At 69.1% G+C, this 23,782-nt stretch carries 24 protein-coding genes; all 24 read right to left on the bottom strand.

The features are described from left to right. Positions 1-7 precede the first annotated feature (7 nt). Positions 8-835 (bottom strand): tryptophan synthase subunit alpha, encoded by an 828-nt coding sequence (trpA, locus tag RS84_RS14815; protein WP_045258557.1) that lies wholly within the window; start codon positions 833-835, stop codon positions 8-10. Next, positions 832-2,064 (bottom strand): tryptophan synthase subunit beta, encoded by a 1,233-nt coding sequence (trpB, locus tag RS84_RS14810; RefSeq protein WP_045258556.1) that lies wholly within the window; start codon positions 2,062-2,064, stop codon positions 832-834. Before trpB ends, trpA begins: the two co-directional genes overlap by 4 nt. Then, on the bottom strand, positions 2,064-2,837 hold the full coding sequence (gene trpC, locus RS84_RS14805; RefSeq protein ID WP_082062210.1) for an indole-3-glycerol phosphate synthase TrpC: 774 nt from the start codon (positions 2,835-2,837) through the stop codon (positions 2,064-2,066). The genes trpB and trpC overlap by 1 nt, the downstream gene beginning before the upstream one ends. Next, positions 2,837-3,067: an HGxxPAAW family protein gene (locus RS84_RS14800; protein WP_045258554.1), complete on the bottom strand. Its 231-nt coding sequence runs from the start codon at positions 3,065-3,067 to the stop codon at positions 2,837-2,839. Before RS84_RS14800 ends, trpC begins: the two co-directional genes overlap by 1 nt. Before the next feature lie 49 nt (positions 3,068-3,116). Continuing rightward, the gene (locus RS84_RS14795; RefSeq protein WP_045258553.1) at positions 3,117-3,707 is read right to left on the bottom strand and encodes a Trp biosynthesis-associated membrane protein; all 591 of its coding nucleotides are present in this window, start codon (positions 3,705-3,707) and stop codon (positions 3,117-3,119) included. After that, positions 3,707-4,060 carry a phosphoribosyl-AMP cyclohydrolase gene (gene hisI / locus RS84_RS14790; RefSeq protein ID WP_045258552.1) on the bottom strand — a complete coding sequence of 118 codons (354 nt, stop codon included), beginning with the start codon at positions 4,058-4,060 and terminating at the stop codon, positions 3,707-3,709. The genes RS84_RS14795 and hisI overlap by 1 nt, the downstream gene beginning before the upstream one ends. Then, positions 4,057-4,818 carry an imidazole glycerol phosphate synthase subunit HisF gene (gene hisF, locus RS84_RS14785; RefSeq protein WP_045258551.1) on the bottom strand — a complete coding sequence of 254 codons (762 nt, stop codon included), beginning with the start codon at positions 4,816-4,818 and terminating at the stop codon, positions 4,057-4,059. The genes hisI and hisF overlap by 4 nt, the downstream gene beginning before the upstream one ends. Continuing rightward, complete coding sequence (gene hisG / locus RS84_RS14780; protein ID WP_045258550.1) at positions 4,818-5,660, bottom strand: ATP phosphoribosyltransferase; 843 nt, start codon at positions 5,658-5,660, stop codon at positions 4,818-4,820. The genes hisF and hisG overlap by 1 nt, the downstream gene beginning before the upstream one ends. 38 nt (positions 5,661-5,698) lie before the next feature. Further along, on the bottom strand, positions 5,699-5,962 hold the full coding sequence (locus tag RS84_RS14775) for a phosphoribosyl-ATP diphosphatase (protein ID WP_045258549.1): 264 nt from the start codon (positions 5,960-5,962) through the stop codon (positions 5,699-5,701). Continuing rightward, on the bottom strand, positions 5,959-6,651 hold the full coding sequence (gene rpe / locus RS84_RS14770) for a ribulose-phosphate 3-epimerase (RefSeq protein ID WP_045258548.1): 693 nt from the start codon (positions 6,649-6,651) through the stop codon (positions 5,959-5,961). Before rpe ends, RS84_RS14775 begins: the two co-directional genes overlap by 4 nt. A 4-nt stretch (positions 6,652-6,655) precedes the next feature. Continuing rightward, the gene (locus RS84_RS14765) at positions 6,656-8,092 is read right to left on the bottom strand and encodes an RsmB/NOP family class I SAM-dependent RNA methyltransferase (protein WP_082062209.1); all 1,437 of its coding nucleotides are present in this window, start codon (positions 8,090-8,092) and stop codon (positions 6,656-6,658) included. Further along, positions 8,089-9,006: a methionyl-tRNA formyltransferase gene (fmt, locus tag RS84_RS14760; RefSeq protein WP_045258547.1), complete on the bottom strand. Its 918-nt coding sequence runs from the start codon at positions 9,004-9,006 to the stop codon at positions 8,089-8,091. The genes RS84_RS14765 and fmt overlap by 4 nt, the downstream gene beginning before the upstream one ends. A 19-nt stretch (positions 9,007-9,025) precedes the next feature. After that, on the bottom strand, positions 9,026-10,984 hold the full coding sequence (locus RS84_RS14755) for a hypothetical protein (protein ID WP_045258546.1): 1,959 nt from the start codon (positions 10,982-10,984) through the stop codon (positions 9,026-9,028). Next, positions 10,984-12,177 carry a methionine adenosyltransferase gene (metK, locus tag RS84_RS14750; protein ID WP_045258545.1) on the bottom strand — a complete coding sequence of 398 codons (1,194 nt, stop codon included), beginning with the start codon at positions 12,175-12,177 and terminating at the stop codon, positions 10,984-10,986. Before metK ends, RS84_RS14755 begins: the two co-directional genes overlap by 1 nt. Before the next feature lie 84 nt (positions 12,178-12,261). Then, entirely contained in the window at positions 12,262-12,519 is a 258-nt protein-coding gene (gene rpoZ / locus RS84_RS14745) for a DNA-directed RNA polymerase subunit omega (RefSeq protein ID WP_045258544.1), read from the bottom strand. Positions 12,520-12,606: 87 nt separating this feature from the next. Beyond that, positions 12,607-13,515: a guanylate kinase gene (gmk, locus tag RS84_RS14740; RefSeq protein WP_045258543.1), complete on the bottom strand. Its 909-nt coding sequence runs from the start codon at positions 13,513-13,515 to the stop codon at positions 12,607-12,609. Then, the gene (gene pyrF, locus RS84_RS14735; protein ID WP_045258542.1) at positions 13,508-14,350 is read right to left on the bottom strand and encodes an orotidine-5'-phosphate decarboxylase; all 843 of its coding nucleotides are present in this window, start codon (positions 14,348-14,350) and stop codon (positions 13,508-13,510) included. Before pyrF ends, gmk begins: the two co-directional genes overlap by 8 nt. Before the next feature lie 2 nt (positions 14,351-14,352). Next, positions 14,353-17,640 carry a carbamoyl-phosphate synthase large subunit gene (gene carB, locus RS84_RS14730; protein WP_045258541.1) on the bottom strand — a complete coding sequence of 1,096 codons (3,288 nt, stop codon included), beginning with the start codon at positions 17,638-17,640 and terminating at the stop codon, positions 14,353-14,355. Next, complete coding sequence (gene carA / locus RS84_RS14725) at positions 17,640-18,779, bottom strand: glutamine-hydrolyzing carbamoyl-phosphate synthase small subunit (RefSeq protein ID WP_045258540.1); 1,140 nt, start codon at positions 18,777-18,779, stop codon at positions 17,640-17,642. The genes carB and carA overlap by 1 nt, the downstream gene beginning before the upstream one ends. Beyond that, a complete protein-coding gene (locus RS84_RS14720) occupies positions 18,776-19,285 on the bottom strand; it encodes a hypothetical protein (protein ID WP_235281503.1) in 510 nt (169 codons plus the stop codon). Before RS84_RS14720 ends, carA begins: the two co-directional genes overlap by 4 nt. Then, positions 19,282-20,601 (bottom strand): dihydroorotase, encoded by a 1,320-nt coding sequence (locus RS84_RS14715; protein ID WP_045258539.1) that lies wholly within the window; start codon positions 20,599-20,601, stop codon positions 19,282-19,284. The genes RS84_RS14720 and RS84_RS14715 overlap by 4 nt, the downstream gene beginning before the upstream one ends. Then, positions 20,598-21,563 carry an aspartate carbamoyltransferase catalytic subunit gene (locus RS84_RS14710; RefSeq protein WP_045258538.1) on the bottom strand — a complete coding sequence of 322 codons (966 nt, stop codon included), beginning with the start codon at positions 21,561-21,563 and terminating at the stop codon, positions 20,598-20,600. Before RS84_RS14710 ends, RS84_RS14715 begins: the two co-directional genes overlap by 4 nt. Further along, entirely contained in the window at positions 21,560-22,090 is a 531-nt protein-coding gene (pyrR, locus tag RS84_RS14705) for a bifunctional pyr operon transcriptional regulator/uracil phosphoribosyltransferase PyrR (protein ID WP_045258537.1), read from the bottom strand. The genes RS84_RS14710 and pyrR overlap by 4 nt, the downstream gene beginning before the upstream one ends. A gap of 82 nt (positions 22,091-22,172) precedes the next feature. Then, positions 22,173-23,759, bottom strand: a complete 1,587-nt coding sequence (locus RS84_RS14700) for a Rieske 2Fe-2S domain-containing protein (protein WP_045258536.1) — start codon at positions 23,757-23,759, stop codon at positions 22,173-22,175. Positions 23,760-23,782 lie beyond the last annotated feature (23 nt).

The following is a 23,782-nucleotide window of genomic DNA, read 5'->3' as shown; positions in this document are numbered from 1 at the left end:
TGCGATTCTAGTTCTCGTGTACGGGGCGTGCCGACGATGTGCCGGCAGCCAGTGTGCGGGTGACTTCGGCGAGGGCGGACACGCCGCCGTCGCGGAGGGCGCGGACCAGTGCGGTGCCGACGATGGCGCCGTCGGCGTATTCGCTGACCCCGGCGATCTGCTCGGCGGTGGAGATGCCGATGCCGACGCACGCGCGCTTCGCGCCGTGCGCGCGCAGCCGGCCCACGAGGGTCCGAGCGGCGCGGTCGAGTTCGGCCCGTTCGCCCGTGATCCCCATGGTGGAGACCGTGTAGACGAACCCGGTGGATGCCGTGACCACGAGGTCGAGTCGCGCATCGGTCGAGGTGGGAGCTGCGAGGAAGACGCGGTCGAGCCCGGTGCGCTCGCTCGCGGCGATCCACTCCCCTGCGACCTCCGGCGTGATGTCGGGCGTGATCAGCCCGGCACCGCCGGCGGCGAGAAGATCGTCGGCGTAGCGGTCGACGCCGTACTGGAAGACCGGGTTCCAATAGGTCATCACGAGGACCGGCACGTCGGTGGCGGCGGTGATCGCGCGGACCGCGGTGAAGAGATCGGCCATCTTGAAGCCGTTCGCAAGGGCGGCCGTCGTGGCCTCCTGGATCACGGAGCCGTCCATGACGGGGTCGCTGTAGGGCGGCCCCAGCTCGATGATGTCGACGCCGTTCTCGGCGAGGGCGATCGCCGCCTGGATGCTCGTCTCGAGATCGGGGAAACCCACGGGCAGATAGCCCACGAAGGCGCTGCGCCCTGCGGCCTCGGCCTTCTGGATCGCGGCCTCGACTCTTCCGGGTCGTGCGGCGACGTCGGCGGTCACTCGGATGCTCCCTCGTCGTAGAGCTTGAAGTACTTCGCCGCCGTGTCCATGTCCTTGTCGCCGCGGCCGGAGAGGCACACCGCGAGCACGGCGTCGGGACCGAGCACCTTGCCCAGGCGCAGTGCGCCCGCGAGGGCGTGCGCCGACTCGACAGCGGGGATGATGCCTTCGGTGCGGCTCAGCAGGCGAAGGGCCTGCATCGCCTCGTCGTCGGTGGCGGGGATGTACTCGGCGCGGCCGATGTCAGCCAGCCAGGAGTGCTCAGGACCGACACCCGGGTAGTCCAGACCGGCCGAGATCGAGTGCGACTCGATCGTCTGCCCGTCCTCGTCCTGCAGCACATAGGTCTTCGCGCCGTGCAGGATGCCAGGGCGTCCTCGCTCGATCGACGCGGCGTGCTTCGGTGTGTCGACGCCGTCACCGGCCGCCTCCACTCCATAGAGCTTCACGTTCTCGTCGTCGAGGAAGGCGTCGAACATGCCGATCGCGTTCGAGCCGCCGCCCACGCACGCGATGACGGCATCCGGGAGACGCCCGACCTCGTCGAGCAGCTGCTGGCGCGCCTCCTCGCCGATGATCTTCTGGAAGTCGCGCACCATCGCAGGGAACGGGTGCGGACCGGCGGCCGTGCCGAAGATGTAGTTGGTGGTCTCGACCGAGGCGACCCAGTCGCGGTAGGCGTCGTTGATCGCGTCCTTGAGGGTGCGCGAGCCGGACTTCACGGCGACGACCTCCGCGCCCAGCAGGCGCATGCGCGCGACGTTGAGCGCCTGGCGCTCGGTGTCGACCTCGCCCATGTAGATCGTGCAGTCGAGTCCGAACAGGGCGGCCGCCGTCGCCGTGGCGACCCCATGCTGTCCGGCACCCGTCTCGGCGATCACCCGCGTCTTGCCAAGGCGCTTGGTGAGCAGCGCCTGTCCGAGCACGTTGTTGATCTTGTGCGACCCCGTGTGGTTGAGGTCTTCGCGCTTGAGGAAGACGCGGGCGCCGCCGGCGTGCTCGGCGAACCGGGCGACCTCCGTGAGCGGAGACGGGCGCCCCGCGTACGAGCTCAGCAGGTGCGCGAGCTCCGCGCGGAAACCCGGGTCGACGATCGCCTCGGCATACGCCTCGGTGAGCTCGTCGATCGCCGCGATCAGCGATTCGGGCATGTAGCGCCCGCCGTACTCGCCGAAAAGCGGGCCGTGCTGCTCGCGCAGACTGCCCGGCGGACGCTCGGTGCTGGGCATCAGACCTCCAGGAAGCTCTTGAGTGTGGCGACCGGGTCGCCCGTGACGAGCGCTTCCCCGATCAGGACGACGTCGGCCCCCGCAGAGCGGTAGTGCGCGACATCGGCAGGGGTGAGCACCGCCGACTCGGCGATCTTGACCGCGGAGTCGGGGATGCGCTCGACCAGGCGGCCGAACAGGTCGCGGTCGAGTTCGAGGGTCTTGAGATCCCGCGCGTTCACGCCGATCAGCGGCGACCCGAGGTCGATCGCCGCCTCGAGCTCGTCGGCGGAGTGCGTCTCGACGAGAGGCGTCATCCCGAGTTCTGTGATGAAGCCGAACAGGTCCTTCAGAACCGCGGGCTCCAGACCGGCGACGATCAGCAGCACCAGGTCGGCACCTGCTGCCCGCGCCTCGAGCACCTGGTAGCGCGTGGCGATGAAGTCCTTGCGCAGCACCGGCAGCGACACGCGGGCCGTGACCGCCTCGAGATCGGCGAGGCTGCCCCCGAAGCGGCGTTCTTCGGTGAGAACGCTGATCGCCGAGGCGCCGCCGGTCTCGTACAGCGACGCCTGCAGGGCGGGGTCGGGGATCTCCGCGAGGGCGCCGCGAGACGGACTCGCGCGCTTGACCTCGGCGATGATCTTGACCCGATCCGCGGGCGCCAGGAATCCGAGCGCGTCCTTGGCGGCCGGACGTGCCAATGCCACCCGCTCGACATCTGCCAGAGGCCGGGAGAGCTTGCGACGCTCGGCGTCTGCGACAGCGCCGGCCGTCAGGTCGGCGAGGACCACTAGTGCGCCTTCGGCTGGTACTTGGGACCCTTCGCGCCCCATCCGGCCTTCGACAGGATCCAGCCGATGAGCGCCCCGACGGGGATGAGCACGACGGATGCCCACACCAGGCTGGGCATCTCGAGGCAGAAGAAGAGAGTGCCGAGCGTGAAGCCGAGGAGCATGATGATAACGCCAGTCCAGGCAGCAGGCGAGTGTCCGTGTCCGGGGTCGGCGATCGGGTTGGTCATGTTCTCCTCCGGGGGACGGTGTAGCTGGATCGGGTTCAGTCTATCGGGGTCAGCGCGTCGGATCCGTGCCACGGGACAGGTCGTCCCAGGAATCGACGGCGTCGACGGGGCCTTCGGCGACGGCGGCTGCGCCGGCATCCGTCCGGTAGCGGCGGCCGCCGCTCTTCCATGTGCGGCCGGTGAGAACGACCACGACGGCCGCGATCAGCAGGATCGCCCAGCCGACGAGTGCGATGACGGGCCACGCCGTGGGAACGATCGCGCCGATGACGTCCGCAAGCCCCGCGGCACCGGCGATGCCGGTCGCATCCGTGACGGTCGAGGCCACGGCGGAGACTGGAGAGGAGAGGAGCAGCTGCAAGGTGCTCCACCCCATCAGGATCGCGACGGCTCCGGCCAGGGCGCCGAAGATCAGGCGCAGCACGGATCCCGTGAGCGACAGCGCGGCACCGAGCGCGAGGACCGCGAGGCTCAGCGGGGCGAGCAGCGGCAGAGCGGATGCACCGGGCACGAGGATGTCGGCGCCGGCGTCTGCGCGCTGCACGGTGAGCCAGGTCTGCGTCGACGCGATGATGCCGACGGCACCCCCGAGCAGGAACCCGGAGACGGCGATCGAGCGTCCTCTGCGTGCGAGATCCATCAGTCGTCGGTCCCGGGGACGGCCTCGAGGTCGGTCGTGTCGAAGCAGGTGCGGGTTCCGGTGTGGCACGCGGGTCCTGTCTGATCGACGATCAGCAGGATCGCGTCGCCGTCGCAGTCGAGACGAGCCTCGTGCACGACCTGGATGTTGCCGGAGGTGTCGCCCTTGCGCCAGTACTCCTGACGAGAGCGCGACCAGTACACGGCCCGGCCCGAGGTGAGCGTGCGCCGCAGGGCCTCGTCGTTCATCCACGCCATCATCAGCACCTCGCGCGTATCGAACTGCTGCACGATCACGGGTGCGAGCCCGTCGCCGTTGAACGCGACCTGCGCGATCTTCTCCTCCACGCTCACCGGACCAGCACTCCTTCGGCGCGCAGAGCGTCCTTCACGTCTCCCACGGTGAGGGCGCCCGTGTGGAAGACGCTCGCGGCGAGCACAGCATCGGCTCCGGCCTTGATCGCCGGAGCGAAGTGCTCCACGGATCCCGCACCTCCCGAGGCGATCACCGGCACCCGCGCGGCCTCGCGCATGAGCCCCACAAGCTCCAGATCGAAGCCGTCGCGGGTGCCGTCGGCGTCGATCGAGTTGACGAGCAGCTCGCCTGCCCCGCGCTCGGCCGCTTCGCGCGCCCACTCGATCGCATCGATCTCGGTCAGGTTGCGCCCGCCGTGCGTGGTGACCACGAAGCCCGATGGCGTGGTGCCGGCGCGCTTGACGTCGAGCGACAGCACGAGCACCTGCGCGCCGAAACGGTCGGCGATCTCGCCGATCAGGGCCGGGCGGGCGATAGCGGCCGAGTTCACGCCGACCTTGTCCGCACCCACCCCGAGCAGCCGGGCGACGTCATCGACCGAGCGGACTCCCCCGCCGACCGTCAGCGGCACGAAGACCTGCTCGGCGGTACGCTGCACGACGTCGTACGTCGTCGCGCGAGCATCCACGGTCGCCGTGACGTCGAGGAACGTGATCTCGTCGGCTCCCTGCGCGGCGTAGTGCCGCGCGAGTTCGACCGGATCGCCCATGTCGCGCAGGTTCTCGAAGTTCACACCCTTCACCACGCGCCCTTCGGCGACGTCGAGACAGGGGATGACGCGCTTCGCGAGGGCCATCAGAGCCTCGCGTTGTGGATGGCCGTGACGAGGATCGCCCGCGCGCCCAGGGCGTACAGCTCGTCCATGACCGGGTTGACTCGCGAGCGTGCCACCATGACCCGCACCGCCACCCATTCGGGGTCGCGCAGCGGAGACACCGTGGGCGATTCGATGCCGCCCGCGATCTTCACCGCTTCGTCGAGGAGTGCGGCCGGGAGGTCGTAGTCGATCATCACGAAGCGTCGTGCCACCATCACGCCGCGCAGGCGACGCAGGAGCGTGTCGGCCCCCTCAGCGTCGGCGGGACCTGAGATCAGGACGGCTTCGGACTCCAGGATGACCGGACCGAACACCTCGAGTCCTGCCTGACGGAGGGTCGTCCCCGTCTCCACGACATCGGCGACGGCATCCGCGACGCCAAGGCGCACAGCCGACTCCACCGCGCCGTCCAGCGGGACGAGATCGACGGCGATGCCGCGCTCGTCGAGGAACGCGTCCACGAGTCCGGGGTAGGAGGTCGCGATGCGGAGCCCGTCGAGCTGCGAGACGTCGCTGTAGCGCCCGGTCGGAGCGGCGAAGCGGAACGTCGATGCCGCGAAGCCGAGCGCTTCGATCTCTCGTGCGCCGGGCATCCGCGCGTCGAGCAGGAGGTCACGGCCGGTGATGCCCACATCGATCGCACCCGACCCGACATAGGTCGCGATGTCCTTGGGACGGAGGAAGAAGAACTCGACGTCGTTCTCGGAATCGACGACGTGCAGGGTCTTGGGATCACGGCGTCCGGCGTAGCCGGCCTCCGCGAGCATGTCGGCGGCGGTCTCGGAGAGAGAGCCCTTGTTGGGAACAGCGATGCGCAGCATGAACAGCCTTCAGGTCGAAACGAGTGGGGCGGAGCGCATCACAGATGTCGGTAGACGTCCGCGAGGGTCAGGCCCTTCGCGATCATCATCACCTGCACGTGGTACAGCAGCTGCGAGATCTCCTCGGCGGCGGCCTCGTCGGATTCGTACTCGGACGCCATCCACACCTCGGCGGCCTCTTCCACGATCTTCTTGCCGATCGTGTGCACACCGCCATCGAGCTCGGCGACCGTTCCCGATCCTTCAGGGCGGGTCTCGGCCTTGACGCTGAGCTCGGCGAACAGCTCGTCGAAAGTCTTCACGATTCCAGGCTAGCCGCTCTGGCGAGGTCTCTCAGCCGCATGACGGCAGCCTCGACGTCATCCGCACCGTACACGGCCGAGCCCGCGACGAAGGTGTCGGCGCCGGCGGCCGCCGCGATCTCGATCGTGCTGTCGGAGATGCCTCCATCGACCTGCAGCCACACATCCGATCCGCGGCGCTTCGCCTCATCCGCCAGGCCGCGCAGCTTCGGCATGGTCTCGGACATGAATCCCTGCCCGCCGAAACCCGGCTCGACCGTCATCACGAGGATCTGGTCGAACTCGTCGATGATGTCGTACAGGCTCTCCCCCGCGGTCCCTGGCTTGATCGCAACGCCGGCGCGTGCACCGATCGCGCGAAGCTTCCTGGCGAGAGCGACCGGATCGGCGGCGGCCTCGAGATGGAAGGTCACGCTCGCAGCCCCCAGCTCCGCGTAGCCGGGCGCCCAGCGATCGGGGTCCGTGATCATCAGGTGCACGTCGAGCGGCACGGGACTCGTGGCCTGGATCCGCTCGACCATCTGCGGGCCGAAGGTCAGGTTCGGCACGAAGTGGTTGTCCATCACGTCGACGTGCGCGAAGTCCGCGGTCGCGATCTTCGCAAGGTCGCGCTGCATGTTCACGAAGTCGGCCGCGAGGATGCTGGGATTGATCCGCGGAGCGCGAGGAAGCGGGTTGTGCAGGTGCATGTTGTCAGTCTCCCTGTGAGTCGGATGCTGGTCGCTGGATGAGCGCAAGGAACATCGCGTCTGTTCTGTGGCGATGCGGCCACAGCTGCACGTGACCCGAGCCCTCCGCGAGGTCGATCGGGTTGCGCGCGAGACCGGCGACGACCCGTGCGGCGTCGAGCTCCACGTACTCGGGCCGCTCGCGCAGCACCTCCTGCACCACGCCGGTCGTCTCGGCCAGGTGCGGAGAGCAGGTCACGTAGGCTACGATCCCGCCCGGCGCCAGGGCGTCGAGGGCCGCGGAGAGCAGCTGCGTCTGCAGCGGCACGAGCTCGGCGACATCCGCGGGCGACTTCCGCCACCGCGCCTCAGGGCGACGGCGCAGAGCGCCGAGGCCCGTGCACGGCGCATCGACGAGAATGCGATCGAAGGCCCCGGGACGGCCGCTCGCGAACTCGCGGCCGTCCTGCTCGTGCACCACGACTTCGCCGGGCACGGGTCGCAGAGCATTGCGCACCAGACCCGCGCGCGCGGGAACGACCTCATTGGCCTCGAGCGTCACGCCGCTCTCGTGCGCGATCGCGGCGAGCAGGGCCGTCTTCCCGCCGGGGCCCGCGCACAGGTCGAGCCAGCGCTCACCCGCGCGAATCGGGGCGGCCGCCGCCAGCGCGAGGGCCACCAGCTGCGACCCTTCGTCCTGCACGCGGATTCGTCCTCCGCTGCCTGCCACGATGCGGTGCGGATCGCCTCCGGGTGAGGCGAATGCCGTCGCCGCGTAGGGCCGTCGCGGGTCGCCTGGCTCGGCGAGACCTGGCAGCGCGACCAGCGTCACCTCGGGAGAGACGTTGTCCGCATCGAGCAGCGCGTCGAGCTCTGCTGCCCGCTCCTCTGCGGCGAGAGCGCGACGCAGCGCCCTGATCACCCAGACGGGATGCGCGGTCCGCAGCGCGAGGCGCTCGTCATCGGAGCGGGCCCCGGACTCGATGATCTCCTGCCAGCGCTCGGCGCCCTCACGGGAGATCCGGCGCAGCACGGCGTTCGCGAAGCTCGAGGCGCCGCGGCCCTGCGCCGCCGCCACGAGGTTCACGGACTCGTTCACCGCGGCGTGCGGCGCGACGCGGGTCGCCAGCAGCTGATGTGCGCCGAGACGCAGAGCATCGAGGACGGCAGGATCTATGTCGGAGGCCGGTCGATCGGCGGCCGCGGCGATGATGGCGTCATAGGTGCCGCGGCGGCGCAGAGTGCCGTAGGTCAGCTCGGTCGCGAGCGCCGCGTCCTGCGGGTCGAGCCCCGCTTCTGCGATGACGGCCGGCAGCATCAGGTTCGCGTACGCGTCTGAGGCCGAGACAGCCCTCAGCACGTCGTAGGCGGCCTTCCTGGCCGGCTGCACAGTGCGCTCGGGGCGGGAGTGACCGGAACGAGGCGGACCCTGCCGACGGCCTCCGCGCTGCGAGCCGGTCATGCGCCCGCTCGCAGACCCTCGGGAGCACGCTGCCCGCGCCACCAGTCGACGGCGCTCATCGCTCCCTTGCCTGCGGGCTGCACGCGGGTGACGGCGAGGGGCCGCGTCGCGGTGCCGAACAGCAGGGCGTTCTTCGTGGCGGCGATCTCGCCCGGTTCGCGCGGGTCCTCGGTGCTCGGCGACGCCTCCAGAACCTTGACTCGCACGCCGTCGATCGTCGTGTGGGCTCCAGGTTCCGGGGTGACTCCCCGGAATCGCGCGAACACCTGCTCGACCGGCTGGTGCCAGTCGAGCAGACCGTCCTCCAGCGTGAGCTTGGGGGCGAGCGTGGGCTCTCCTGTCTGCGGGATCGCGCGCGCGGTGCCGTCTGCGATCGCGGCGACGACCTCCGCGGTGAGCTGCGCTCCGTCGACCGCAAGGGTCTCGAGCGCGGCATCCGCCGTCGCGTCCTCGGCCACGTCGACGACGCGCATCGCGAACACGTCGCCGGCGTCGAGCGCGGGCACGAGCTGGAACACGCTCGCTCCCAGCTCGGCGTCGCCGGCGATCAGGGCGCGCTGCACGGGAGCCGCACCCCGCCACTGCGGCAGAAGCGAGAAGTGCAGATTGATCCAGCCGTGTGCGGGCGCCGACAGCAGGGGCTCGCGGACCAGGCCCCCGTACGCGACGATGACGCCGAGTTCGGCGTGCAGGGCCGTGACAGCCGCAGTCGCCTCGTCGTCGAGCCGCGCGGCCTTGATGATCGGGAGGCCGAGCTCCTCGGCGACCTGAGCGACGGGCGACGGCGTGAGCACGCGCCTGCGACCGAGTGGCGCATCAGGACGGGTCACGACCGCGGCGACATCGTGTTCGGCCGCGAGCCGGCGAAGAGTGGGGACGGCAGCCATTGGCGTGCCGGCGAAGACGAGGCGCATGAAGGTTCTCCGGAAGGGATCAGAGTTCTGGATCGAGGATATCGAGGCGCACTGTGAGCGCTATGCGTGCTGTGCGGCCCTTGCCTCGTCGGGCGGCGACCGCCTCGGCGACGACCGCTGCCCTGAGGGCGGCCGCGACGCGGGTTCCGGCGCCGTACTCGAAGCGCACCAGGGCTCGGACCCGCGCAGGCACGTCGTCGGATTCGACGGGGACAGGTCCGAGAACGGCGTCTCTCGGCAGCCCGATCTCGGTGAGTCCGTCAAGCGCACGCGCGACCGCGGCCTGAGTCCCCTCGACGAGGGCGACGCGAGCGGCCGGCGGCATGTGCAGCGGGGCGCGCTCGGCCAGTTCTGCGCGGGCGTACGACGAGTGGTTCCACGTCGCGAGAGCTCGGGCGACGCCGCCGTCGACCCCGACGAGGTGCACGGGCGCACCGGGAGCGGCGAGAGCGGCCGCATTCGACCACCATCGCAGGCACGACTCGCCGATGCGCAGATCCGGGGCCTGCAGCATCCGCGGGCCGTCGAGCAACACCACCGCGCGATAGCCGCCCTCCGCCAGCGGCTCCGCACCCCGCGTGGCGACGACCAGGGCCGGCTTGTCCGCCACGCGCTCGACAGGATGCGCGCTGTCGGCGACGATCACCCGCACGCCGGGGAACGCCCGCCCGAGCTCATCTGCCGTGCGCTCGCTCCCTGAGGAGGCCAGCCGCAGCTGCGTCGACGAGCAAGAGGTGCAGGCCCATGCCCGCGCGCCCCGGCCGCACCATCCGCACACCGGCACGGCACCGCGGTGCTTCGCCCCCAGCGGACCGCCGCACTGTGCGCAGCGCGCGGGCGTACGGCACTCGGCGCACACGAGGGAGGGTGCGAATCCCGGGCGCGACACCTGTACAAGGACCGGGCCTTCGCCCGCCGCGTTCCGGGCGGAGAGGAACGCGGAAGACGGCATCCGCTGCGCTGTCGGCTGATCCATCTCCTGGGGCGTGCTGAGCACCACACGCGGGAGCACACGCCGGGCAGCCCTCACGTCGACGAGCCAGCCGTGAGCGACCAGCCGCTCGACGTCGGTGGTCCGGGTGTGACCGACGTACAGCAGAGCCGACCCCTCCTGCTCCTGCCGCAGCAGCGCCACGTCGCGAGCGTTGACGTAAGGGGCGAGCTGTTCGCCCAGCAGAGGATCGCCGTCATCCCAGATCGCCACGAGACCGGCGCGCACCGGCGCATACACGGCCGATCTGTTGCCGACGACGATGCACGGGGCGTCCTCAAGACTGCGCAGGAACGAGCGGTAGCGCTCCGGATTCGTCTGACGCGAGTCGAACCGTGCGATCGCCTCGGCGGGCAGGAGCTCCTCGAGCGCCGCGAGCAGACGGTCGAGATCTCGATGATCGGGCACCACGAGAACCGTGGACTCCCCCGCCGCGAGCATGCGCGTGGCGGAGGCGGCGAGGATCGCCGCCCAGCCCTGCACGTCGCCGTGCAGCAGCGGGATCGCCTCCACCGCAGCTCTGCCGTGCTCTGCGAGAACGGCTTCGAGCCCCTCGTAGGCGTCGACGACCTCGCGAGCCTTCATCTGGGCGGCGGGCGAAGGCTCGACGGGCGCGGAGTCCGCTGTCCACGCCTTCTCGACGCGCACCTGTCGCTTGGGGATGACCAGTCGCAGCACGTCTGATGCCGAGCCCGCCGCACGGTCGGCCACCCGTCGTGCGAGTCGATGCAGCCGCTCCGGCAGGACGCACACGTCGGACACCACGCTGTCGACCTCCGACAGCGGCCGATCCGCGTCGTCCTCGGAGTCGATCTCGACCACGTAGCCGTCGACCACGCGCCCCGCGCTGCGCAACGGCACCTTCACGCGAACGCCCAGCGGCACGTCGCCGAGTTCCGGGGGCAGGGCGTAGTCGAACAGCCGGTCGAGCTGCGGCAGCGGCGAGTCGAGGAGCACGCGCGCGATGCGCCGGCTCTCGTTCTCCATCAGAGTCCGGCGGCGCGCCGGAGCTCTTCGGCGCGGTCGGTGCGCTCCCAGGTGAAGTCGGGCAGGTCACGGCCGAAGTGCCCGTACGCTGCGGTCTGCGCGTAGATCGGGCGCAGCAGGTCGAGCTGTTCGATGATCGCCTGCGGGCGCAGATCGAAGACGTCGGTGATGGCGCGCGTGATCTTCTCGTCGGACACCTTGCCGGTGCCGAAGGTCTCGACGTAGAGCCCGACGGGCCGGGCGACCCCGATCGCGTACGCGACCTGGACCTCGAGCCGCTCCGCGAGGCCCGCCGCCACGGCGTTCTTCGCCACCCAGCGCATCGCGTAGGCGCCTGAGCGGTCGACCTTCGACGGGTCCTTGCCGCTGAAGGCGCCGCCGCCGTGACGGGCCGCCCCGCCGTATGTGTCGATGATGATCTTGCGTCCGGTGAGCCCGGCGTCGCCCTTCGGGCCGCCCGTCACGAAGGGACCGGCGGGGTTGATGTAGAACGTGACGTCGTCGAGATCGAGTCCGGTCGTGGCGAGCACAGGTTCGATCACGTGTTCGCGCACGAGCTCCTTGAGCTCGTCCTGCGAGATGTCGGGGTGATGCTGGGTCGAGAGCACGACCGCATCGACGGTCTTCGGGGTGAAGCCGTCGTAGCCGAGGGTGACCTGGGTCTTGCCGTCGGGGCGAAGGAAGGGCAGCGCGCCCGAGCGGCGCACCTCGGTGAGGCGCTCGGCCAGACGATGCGCGGTCCACGCGGCCATCGGCATGAGCTGAGGCGTCTCGTCCGTCGCGAAGCCGAACATGATGCCCTGATCGCCGGCGCCGAGCCCGTCGAGCGGATCGGTCGAGGTGCCGTCGCGGTGCTCCTGAGCGTTGTCGACCCCGCTCGCGATGTCGCCTGACTGTTCGCCGACCGAGATGCTCACGCCGCACGACGAGCCGTCGAAGCCGGTGTCGCTCGACGTGTAGCCGATGCCGTTGACCACGTCGCGCACGATCGTGGGGATGTCGACGTACGCCTCGGTGCGGATCTCTCCCGCGACGTGCACGAGTCCGGTCGTGACGAGCGTCTCGACCGCGACGCGCGAACCTGGGTCTTTCGCGATGAGTCCGTCGAGGATGCTGTCGGAGATCTGATCGCAGATCTTGTCAGGATGCCCCTCGGTGACGGACTCGGACGTGAACAGACGCAGCGCGCTCATCAGGGCTCCAGAACGGGATCGGAAAGGGGTCGCATACATAGTGAACCGCACCTCCGACAGTGCGAGAGGTGCGGTTCACGAATATCACTCTGCGTGACGAAGGCGGAGCTTGTCCTCGTTGATCTCGTGGAGCGCGATCGTGAGCGGCTTGTCCTCGACGGACGAGTCGACGAGCGGGCCGACGTTATCGAACAGGTTGCCCTCGTGCAGGTCGGAGTAGTAGTCGTTGATCTGACGTGCGCGCTTGGCCGCATAGATCACGAGCTCGTACTTGGAGTCGACGCGGTCGAGCAGGTTGTCGATGGGGGGATCGATGATGCCCTTGTTGTGGTGTCCGGCCATGGTGGGACCTCCTGATCAGGCGACGGATGCGTCGCGAAGACGGTGCAATGGGCGCGCGACCCTTCGATGAACTCGGGTCAAGACGTGTCAGCGCGCAGAGCCTAGAGACAATTCTACGACCTCTGCGGCGGCCGTGGCGACGTCCTCGTTCACGATGAGGTGATCGAACTCGTTCTGGGCGGCCAGTTCGACCTTCGCCGTCTTGAGCCGGCGGGTCCGCTCCTCGGCGTTCTCGGTGCCTCGCCCGACCAGGCGCTGCACGAGTTCGTCCCACGTCGGAGGCAGCAGGAAGATCAGCGTGGCCGCAGGTTCCGCACGTCGCACCTGGCGGGCGCCCTGAAGGTCGATCTCGAGCAGAACCGTCTTTCCCGCGGCCAGGGCCGCGTCGATCGGCGCACGCGGGGTGCCGTAGCGGGACTTGTTATGCACCACGGCGTATTCGAGCAGCTCGCCGTCGGCGATCAGCCGGTCGAACTCCGCGTCGTCCACGAAGTAGTAGTGCACCCCGTCGATCTCCCCAGGACGCGGAGCGCGCGTGGTCGCGGACACCGAAAGGTGGATCTCCGGGTTGTGCTCGCGGATGTACGCCGCGACGGTGCCCTTGCCCACCGCTGTCGGGCCCGCCAGGACAAGCAGCCGGCTGCGGGCGCCGCGCGGCTCGAGTACGGGGAAGCGACTGTCGAGCCAGCCGCGGAGCACGCCGCGCTGGCGCACACCGAGGCCACCCAGGCGCTTGACCGGCGAGATCTGCAGCTCGGCGAGGATCCGGTCGCGCTTGCCTGCACCGATCGCGGGCAGAGCCAGCAGGAAGTCGGTGATGCGCATCGATCCCTCGACCGAATCCGCGTCTGCGGTCGCACGCTCGAGCACCTTCTGCGGAGTGACGACGCGCATCGTGAGGTCGCGCTTCAGCGCCGCCCTGGCGCGTCGACGCTCGACGGCGCGCCGAGCGGCCGCTGCGCGGTCGACCTCTGGTACAGAACGATTCTCAGCCATGCTGCAGAACCTCCCGGTAGGCCGCTGCTGCCGCATCGATCGCATCCGCGATCCCTGCGGCACCCGATGCGAGGATGCTGCGGCTTTCGCTCGCGAACACCTGAGCCGCCGCCTGGCCGTATCGCACACGCAGATCAGCGGGTCCCGCACCCTGGGTTCCGAATCCGGGGCCGAGGATCGGCGCGGGGGGAGAGAACGGCGCGATGCCTGCATCCGCCCAGTCCACGGTCGCACCCACGACGAAGCCGTGGCTGCCCCACTCCCCCTCCGCGGTCGCGGCCGCATTGCGCGCCGAGACCTCGGCGATGACGGATGCCGACACCGTGTCACCGGAAGCGGTGCGGGCACGCTGCACGCCGGCCGCCTCTGGATTGCTCGTCGCGGCGAGGACGAACGTGCCCTTGCCGTGGCGCTCGGCGAGCTCGAACGTCCCGCCGAGCACTCCGACGCCCAGGTACGGACTCACGGTCAGCGCATCGGCCTCGAGCGGTGAGCCTGGCATGAACCACGCGGCGGCATACGCGTCCATCGTGGTGCCGATGTCGCCGCGCTTCGCATCGGCGATCACGAGCAGGCCCGCCGTGCGGGCGGCCGCGATCACCTCTTCGAGGGCCGCGAACCCGGCCGAGCCGAAGCGCTCGAAGAACGAGACCTGCGGCTTGACAGCGCCCACGCGTCCCGCAGCGGCTTCCACCGTCCTCAATCCGAACTCGCGAACGCCGTCGCCGCTCTGCGGCAGGCCCCAGGCGTCGAGCAGCGCCGCGTGAGGGTCGATGCCGACGCACAGCGGTCCGTGCGCCTCGAGCGCAGCACGCGCGCGCTCTCCGAAGTTCATGCTCACACCATCGCCTTCCGGTCCTGCGCGTACTCCTGCAGGCTGCGCACCTGGAAGCCCTCGTGCGCCGCATCCATTCCGCTCACCGCGGCGCCGAGCACGGCCATCGTGGTGAACAGCGCCTTGTCGGCCGCGACCGCCGCCGCGCGGATCTCGTAGCCGTCTGCACGCGTCGCGCCGCCCGACGGCGTGTTCACGACGATGTCGATCGCGCCCTCGTTGATGAGGTCGACGACGTTCTTCGCGCCCGATTCCTGCGTCTCGCTGTACTTCTCGACCACCGTCACCGCGATGCCGTTGCGCGAGAGGATCTCGGCCGTGCCCTCGGTGGCGACGATCGTGAAGCCGAGCTGCTGCAGGCGATGCGCCGGCAGGATCACCGCGCGCTTGTCCGAGTCGGCCACCGAGATGAACACCGTCCCCGAGGTCGGCATGCCGCCGTAGGCCGCCGCCTGGCTCTTGGCGAACGCGGTCGGGAAGTCGCGGTCGATGCCCATGACCTCACCGGTCGAGCGCATCTCCGGGCCGAGGATCGAGTCGACGGTCTTGCCCTCGGCGGTGCGGAACCGCTTGAACGGCAGCACCGCCTCCTTGACCGAGACGGGCGAGCCGAGCGGCACGCGCGATCCGTCCTGCTCGGGCAGCATTCCCTCGGCACGCAGCTCGGCGATCGTGCTTCCGGCCATGATGCGGCTGGCTGCCTTCGCCATCGGGATGCCCAGGGCCTTCGAGACGAACGGCACCGTGCGGCTCGCACGCGGGTTGGCCTCGATCACGTAGAGCACGCCGGCACTGATCGCGAACTGCACGTTCAGCAGGCCGCGCACACCCACGCCCTTCGCGATGGCGAGGGTCGCCTCGCGAACGCGATCGACGTCGGTGCGGCCGAGCGAGACCGGCGGCAGGGTGCAGCTGGAGTCGCCGGAGTGGATGCCGGCCTCCTCGAGGTGCTCCATGACTCCGCCGATGAACAGGTCGGTCCCGTCGTAGAGCGCGTCGACGTCGAGCTCGATCGCGTCGTCGAGGAAGCGGTCGACGAGGAGCGGCTTGCCCTCCTCGATGATGACCTCACCGGCGGTGCGCACGAAGTAGTCGCGCAGCGCATCCGTGCTGTAGACGATCTCCATACCGCGACCGCCGAGCACGAAGCTCGGACGCACGAGAACGGGATAGCCGATCTCCTCGGCGATGCGCACCGCGCCGTCGACGTCGATCGCCGTGCCGTTGCGAGGCGCGAGCAGACCGGCCCTGTCGAGAAGCTGCGAGAACAGCTCGCGCTCTTCGGCGAGGTCGATCGCCGCCGGGCTGGTGCCCAGCACGGTGTACCCCGCGGCCTCGATGCCCTTGGCGAGGCCCAGTGGAGTCTGTCCGCCGAGCTGGCAGACGACGCCGAGGATCGTGCCGCTGGCAGCTTCCGCGTCGAGGACCTCGAGCACGTCCTCGAGCGTCAGCGGCTCGAAGTACAGGCGGTCCGAGGTGTCGTAGTCGGTCGACACGGTCTCCGGGTTGCAGTTGACCATGACGGTCTCGAAACCGGCATCCGACAGGGCGAACGACGCGTGCACGCACGAGTAGTCGAACTCGACACCCTGGCCGATGCGGTTCGGGCCCGAGCCGATGATGACCACCTTGGTGCGCTCCGACGGCGCGACCTCGGTCTCGAAGTCGTAGCTCGAGTAGTGGTACGGGGTGAGAGCGGGGAACTCGCCGGCGCAGGTGTCGACCGTCTTGTAGACCGGGCGGATGCCGAGGCCGTGGCGGAGGCCGCGCACCTCCTGCTCGGAGATGCCGCGGATCTCGGCGAGTTGCGCGTCGGAGAAGCCGTGCTCCTTGGCGTAGCGGATCGTGTCGGCGTCGAGCTCGGCCGCGGTGCGGACGGTCTCGGCGACCTCGTTGATCAGCACGATCTGGTCGAGGAACCAGGGGTCGATGGCCGTCGCCTCGAACGCCTGCTCGACCGTGGCGCCCTTGCGCAGCGCCTGCTGCAGCGTGACGATCCGGCCGTCCGTGGGCACCTTGGAGATCTCGAGGAGCTCGTCGACCGAGCGGTCCTCCGCGCCCCAGTGGAAGCTCGATCCGCGCTTCTCCAGCGAGCGGAGGGCCTTCTGCAGGGCTGTGGCGTAGTTACGGCCGATCGCCATCGCCTCACCGACCGACTTCATGGTCGTGGTCAGCGTCGCGTCCGCCGCCGGGAACTTCTCGAACGCGAACCGCGGCACCTTGACCACGACGTAGTCGAGCGTGGGCTCGAAGCTCGCCGGTGTGACGCCCGTGATGTCGTTCGGGATCTCATCGAGGCGATAGCCGAGTGCGAGCTTGGCGGCGAGCTTTGCGATCGGGAACCCGGTCGCCTTGGAGGCGAGGGCGCTCGAACGCGAGACGCGCGGGTTCATCTCGATCACGATGATGCGGCCGTTGGACGGATCCACCGCGAACTGGATGTTGCAGCCTCCGGTGTCGACGCCGACGGCGCGGATGATGTCGATGCCGATGTCACGCAGCTTCTGGTACTCGCGGTCGGTCAAGGTCAGCGCCGGAGCCACGGTGATGGAGTCGCCGGTGTGCACGCCGACAGGGTCGACGTTCTCGATCGAGCAGACCACGACCGTGTTGTCGGCGGTGTCGCGCATGAGCTCGAGCTCGTACTCCTTCCAGCCGAGGATCGACTCCTCCAGGAGCACCTCGGTCGTCGGCGAGTCGCGAAGTCCGGCGCCGCCGATGCGGCGAAGGTCTTCCTCGTCGTATGCGAAGCCGGAGCCGAGTCCGCCCATCGTGAACGACGGGCGGACGACCAGCGGGTAGCCGAGCTCTGCAGCACCCGCGAGCAGGTCGTCCATGGTGTGGGCGATGATGCTGCGGGCCACGTCTGCGCCCGCGTCGAGCACGAGCTGCTTGAAGATCTGACGGTCCTCGCCCTTCCGGATCGCCTCGACCTTGGCGCCGATGAGCTCGACGCCGTACTTCTCGAGGATGCCGCGCTCGTGCAGGGCCATGGCCGCGTTCAGAGCGGTCTGCCCGCCGAGGGTCGGCAGGATCGCATCGGGCTTCTCCTTGGCGATGATCGTCTCGATCACCTCGGGAGTGATCGGCTCGATGTACGTCGCATCGGCGAAGTCGGGATCGGTCATGATCGTGGCGGGGTTGGAGTTCACCAGGATCACGCGCACGCCCTCTTCACGGAGGACACGGCACGCCTGGGTGCCGGAGTAGTCGAACTCGCAGGCCTGGCCGATGACGATCGGGCCGGAGCCGATGACGAGGACGGAGGAGATGTCGTCGCGCTTGGGCATTACTTGGCGTCCTTCTGGCTGGCGATGACCAGGTCGCGGAACCGGTCGAAGAGGTAGTTGGCGTCGTGGGGGCCTGCGGCCGCCTCCGGGTGGTACTGCACCGAGAACGCGGGGATGTCGAGGGCGCGCAGGCCTTCGACCACCTGGTCGTTGAGGCCCACGTGGCTCACCTCGACCTGGCCGTAGCCGTTCGGGCTCGCGAACGGGCCGTCGAGCGGGGCGTCGACAGCGAAGCCGTGGTTGTGAGAGGTGATCTCGACTCGGCCGGTCGACTTGTCGAGGACAGGCTGGTTGATGCCGCGGTGTCCGAACGTGAGCTTGTAGGTGCTGAGACCCAGGGCGCGGCCGAAGAGCTGGTTCCCGAAGCAGATGCCGAAGTAGGGCAGCTTGGCGTCGAGCACTTCGCGGAGCACCGCCACCTGGGCGCCGGATGCCGAGGGGTCACCGGGTCCGTTCGAGTAGAACACCGCGACCGGGTCGATCGCGGTGATATCCGCGAAGGTCGACGACTGCGGCAGCACGTGCACCTCGAACCCGCGGGCCGCGAGGTTGTCGATCGTGGCCTGCTTGACGCCGAGGTCGAGCACGGCGAGATTGCCGATCTTGTCGCCGATGGCCGTGGTGACGGTCGCGACTTCGACCGAGACCTGCGCCGACAGGTTCTGACCTGCCATCTCGGGCGCCTCGCGGACGATGCGCAGCTGCTCGTCCGCGTCGAGCGCCGCAGCCTCACCGGAGAAGATGCCTCCGCGCATGGAACCGGCCGAGCGGATGTGCCTCGTGATGGAGCGGGTGTCGATGCCGCTGATGCCGACGATGCCGTCCTGCACGAGGATCTCGTCGAGCGACGCGTTCGCGCGCCAGTTCGACACGACGCGCGAGGGGTCGCGGACGATGTAGCCGGCCACCCAGATGCGGCGCGACTCGGGGTCTTCGTCGTTCATGCCGGTGTTGCCGATGTGCGGCGCCGTCTGCAGCACGATCTGACCGGCGTACGAGGGGTCGGTGAGGGTCTCCTGGTAGCCGGACATGCCCGTGGCGAAGACCACCTCGCCGAGGGTCGTGCCGAGGGCGCCGTAGGCGCGGCCGACATGGCGGGTTCCGTCCTCCAGGACGAGGACTGCCTTATCGAAGGTCATGACGTGGCTCCTGTGTCGTCGGCGGCGGGTACGAGCCGCCGCAGTTCTGCGATGAAGTTCTTCGGGTCGCCGTCGGCGATCCGGATGTACGAGTCGACCACCGTGTCGTCGGAGGCGCTCCACGCGATGCGCACGAGTCCACCGGGCTCCACGACCTTGCCGATCGTGACCGTCGCCCGGTCGACGCCGAGCAGGCGAGACGATGCGAGGAACACGGTGGGTGCCCCGTCGAGGCACAGTGCGAGGCCCCGGTCGGTCACGGCGGCCTCTCCCCTGGCCCGGTAGGCGAGCGGCGAGATGGTCAGTCGCTCGAGCGGCTGCTCGTGCTTGGTCGTCGACACGTAGAGCACTTCGTGCCTGGCGACGACCTCCGCATGCTCCGGCACTCCGAGCGGCGCGGTCAGCCCCGAGTCGCGGCGCATGCGGGCCCGCCAGGCGAGGAGCATCGCGAGCAGCACGACGGCTGCCAGCGCGATCATGGCTCCGATCGCGAGTTCGCGCGTCACTTCGACCCGCTCCGATCACCGAGCTCGGCGACGACCGCACCGCCATCGACCGTCAGCACACCGCCGTGCAGCGTGTACTCCACCCGCCCGGGCAGTTCGCGACCGAGGTACGGCGAGTTCACGCTGCGTCCGTGCAGATCGGCTGCTGTGAAGACCCCCGCCGCAGAGGCGTCGTACAGCGCGATGTGGGCCGCCCGGCCCACCTCGAGCGGCGTGCCGTGCCCCGAGAGGCGTCCGATGCGCGCGGGTGCCGCGCTCATGACCCTGGCCACGTCGTCCCAGCCGATGAGCCCGGTCTGCACCATCGACTGGTGCACGACCCGCAGCGCGCTCTCGAGCCCGACCATGCCGTTCGCCGCTGCCTGCCACTCGCACGCCTTGTGCTCGCTGGGGTGCGGGGCGTGGTCGGTGGCGACGATGTCGATCGTGCCGTCCGCAAGCCCCTCGCGCACGGCCAGCACGTCCTCTTCGCGGCGCAGCGGCGGGTTGACCTTGTAGCGCGCGTCGTAGCCGCGCACGAGCTCGTCGGTCAGGAGCAGGTGATGCGGCGTCACCTCCGCCGTGACGTCGATGCCGCGCTTCTTCGCCCACCGGATGATGTCGACCGATCCTGCGGTGGACAGGTGGCAGACGTGCAGGCGCGAGCCCACATGCTCGGCCAGCAGCACATCCCTGGCGATGATCGACTCCTCGGCGACCGCGGGCCAGCCGGCGAGGCCGAGCTCGGCGGAGACGGTGCCCTCGTTCATCTGCGCGCCCTCGGTGAGGCGCGGGTCCTGAGCGTGCTGGGCGATGACTCCGCCGAAGGACTTCACGTACTCGAGCGCGCGTCGCATGATCAGCGGGTCGAAGACGCAGAAGCCGTCGTCGCTGAAGACGCGCACCTGAGCACGGGAGGTGGCCATGGCCCCCAGCTCGGCGAGGCGCTCGCCCTTCTGACCGACCGTGACGGCCCCGATGGGCTGCACCGTGGCGTACCCCGCTGCCTCTCCGAGGGCGAGCTCCTGCTCGACGACTCCTGCGGTGTCGGCCACGGGCGAGGTGTTCGGCATCGCGAAGACCGCGGTGAATCCGCCCGCCGCCGCCGCCTTCGTCCCGGTGAGGATCGTCTCCGACGCCTCGTAGCCGGGCTCGCGCAGATGCGTGTGCAGGTCGACGAGCCCGGGAAGCGCCACCAGGCCGTCCGCGTCGATGACGCGGGCGCCTGCGCGGCTGAGACCGGAGCCGATCTCGGCGATCACGCCGTCCTCCACGATGATGTCGGCGCTCTCGGCGCCGAGAAGCTGTGCGCCGGTGATGACGAGGGTCTCGCTCACTGGTCTCCCCCTCGTTCGTCGTCTCGTTCTCCTGCAAGGAGCAGGTACAGCACCGCCATGCGGATGGACACCCCGTTCGCGACCTGCTCGAGCACGGTCGAGCGTGCGGAGTCGGCGGCTTCGGAGGATATCTCCAGGCCCCGGTTCATGGGCCCAGGGTGCATCACAATGCTACCGTCCGGCAGCCCGTCGACGCGCAATGCGTCAAGGCCCCACAGCCTGGAATACTCCCGCTCAGTGGGGAAATACGCGGCATTCATGCGCTCCAGCTGGATGCGGAGCATCATGACGGCGTCCGGTCCCTGTGCGAGGGCCTGGTCGAGGTCGAAGAGCACCTGCACAGGCCACAGCGACACGTTCTGAGGAACGAGCGTGGGCGGCGAGACGAGCGTGACCTCCGCACCGAGCGTCGTGAGCAGCCACACGTTCGAGCGCGCGACGCGCGAGTGCAGCACGTCCCCGACGATCACGACTTTGAGCCCGCTGAGGTCACGCCCGCGGCTGTCGGCTCCGAACCGGCGCTTGCGGATCGTGAACGCATCGAGCAGCGCCTGTGTGGGGTGCTCGTGGGTGCCGTCTCCCGCGTTCACGACGCCGGCGGAGATCCAGCCGCTCGTCGCGAGGGTCTGCGGGGCGCCGGATGACGGATGCCGCACCACGACGGCATCCGCTCCGATGGCCTCGAGGGTCTGCGCCGTGTCCTTCAGGCTCTCGCCCTTGGAGACGCTCGAGCCCTTGGCCGCGAAGTTGATGACATCGGCAGAGAGACGCTTCGCCGCGGCCTCGAAGGAGATGCGCGTGCGGGTCGAGTCTTCGAAGAACAGGTTGACGACGGTCTTGCCGCGAAGCGTCGGAAGCTTCTTGACCTCGCGCGACTGCGTGTCCGACATGTCCTCGGCGATGTCGAGGATGCGCAGCGCTGTCGCCCTGTCGAGGTTCTTGGTGTCGAGAAGGTGCCTCATGCTTCGATCGTCACCCCTTCGGCGCCGTCGTTCTCGAGCAGGCGCACGTTGACGCGCTCGCTGCGCGCCGAGGGGATGTTCTTGCCGATGAAGTCGGGCCGGATCGGGAGCTCCCGGTGACCCCGGTCGATCAGGATCGCGAGACGCACGATCGCAGGACGGCCGATCGACTGCAGCGCGTCGAGGGCTGCACGGATGCTGCGACCCGAGAACAGCACGTCATCGACGAGCACGACGGTCTTGCCGTCGATCCCGCCGGCGGGGATGTCCGTGGGGTGCGGCGAGCGGGTCGGATGCTTGGCCAGATCGTCACGGAAGAGCGTGACGTCGAGCGCACCCGAGGTCACGGGTGTCTGCGCGATCTCGCTGATCAGTGCGGCCAGGCGGTGGGCGAGAGTGACGCCGCGGGTCGGAATGCCCAGCAGGACGAGGTTCTCAGCCCCTCGATTCGATTCGAGGATCTCGTGCGCGATACGGGTCAGCGCGCGCGCCACGTCGGCTTCGTGCAGCACAGTACGTGCGCTCATCAGCCGCTCCCTTCTCCGCCTCTCTGGACGGTGTTAAAGGTTGCTTCGGTGTGTCGAGTCTACAGGCTCGGACGGGCAGCCCTCACGGCGTCGGCTGAAGATCCTCGTCGGAGACCCGGCCGGTCTCGATGATCCGGGACGACCGGATCGGGTGACCGGAGGTCGAGAGGCAGCGGCCGGTCTTGAGGTCCCACTTCCAGTCGTGCATGCTGCAGGTCAGGATGCCGTCGTCGTCGACCTTGCCGGTCTTGGTCAGGTCGGCGCGCAGGTGGGGGCAGCGCCGCTGCACGACCCAGTCGCCGATCTCCGCGTCTTCGGTCTGATCGGTCTGCTCCTGGTACCAGTTCTCGACGTACTCGATGCGGTCGACCGAGAGGCACTTGAGGAACGTCGTGAGGAACTCGTTGAACTTGCCGCTGCGACCGACGGAGAACTGCATGGAGAGGAAGATCGAGTTCGACCAGTCGATCTCGTGGTCTCGGATGTTCGTCGACACCAGATCCGCAGGAATCGTGTACCAGTAGACGCACTCCTCCCCCGCGTACTCGCGCACCTTCGCGCGGGGGAAATCGACCACCATGTCCAGGTCGCCGATCCTGAAGCGCACGCAGCCGCCCACTCCGAGACGGATCGTGCGCGACTTCTTGAGCAGCGGCTCCCACCACTCCTTGATCGCGGCGAGGATCTCCTGCGGGGGCAGGGGTTCTGCTCGAGAGGCGATCTCATCGGAGATCTCCTGCTGCCGGCTCGCGCGCTGCTCCTCGAGGTAGTCCCACTTCTCATCGAAGATGTGGGCGATCTCGGCATCCGTGTAGAGCGTCTGCTCGGTGGTGACCTCGCCGCCGTCGACCGTGACCACGGTGCCGGGGACGAAGAGCTGTCCGTCGTACTGCGGCGCGAGCTCCTTCATGTGGGCGAGGAACTGCTTCTGGTCCGTGAAGATCGATTCGCCGTTGCGGCCGATGCCGTTGAAGTCGAACAGGTCGTCGCGGAGGAACATCGGCGGCCCCGCCATCGGGAAGACGTGCGGGGCATCGACCTTCTCGATGTAGTACATCGCGCGCTTGTTCTGCGCATCGCGCTTCAGCTGCGCGAAGTTCTGCTTGGCGTCGAGCGGCAGGTCGTAGACCATCGGCCACCAGATCGCGCCGGAGACCTGTGTGAAGTACGCGTCGGGCTTGCCGAAGTGCATGAGCTTGTCGAGATCGAGCGGGTGCGAGTCGTTCTGATTGAGCACAGAGCCGGTGCCGTCGTCGACGCTGAGCGAGGAGTCTCCGATCGGGCCGTCGCTGGGGGCGCGAAGCGGTGTGATCATGAGCTTCAGCTCGCCGCGCTGGATGATCTCGCCGGCCGGAGCGTAGGTGATGTTGGTGTAGCCGAGGGCGCGGATGTCCTGCTCGAGATCATCGGTCGGGTACTCGGGAAGCAGCACCTCGATGTCTTTGCGGATGTAGCGCTCGAGCAGTCTCGGATCGAAATGGTCGCGGTGCCGGTGCGAGATGTAGAGGAAGTCCGCCTCTCGCCCGAACCGCTCCCAGTCCAGGCCCCTGTTGTCAGGGAACGGGAACCACGAGCCGAAGAAAGACGGACCGAGCACGGGGTCGCAGATGATGTTGCCACCGACCGTCTCGATGAACATTCCCGCGTGGCCGAGTCCCGTGATCCGCATTGCATTCCTCTCGAAGTGGACTC

The sequence above is a fragment of the Microbacterium hydrocarbonoxydans genome, assembly GCF_000956475.1.
Classification (GTDB): domain Bacteria; phylum Actinomycetota; class Actinomycetes; order Actinomycetales; family Microbacteriaceae; genus Microbacterium; species Microbacterium hydrocarbonoxydans_A.
This window is presented reverse-complemented; position numbering and strand designations above follow the sequence as displayed.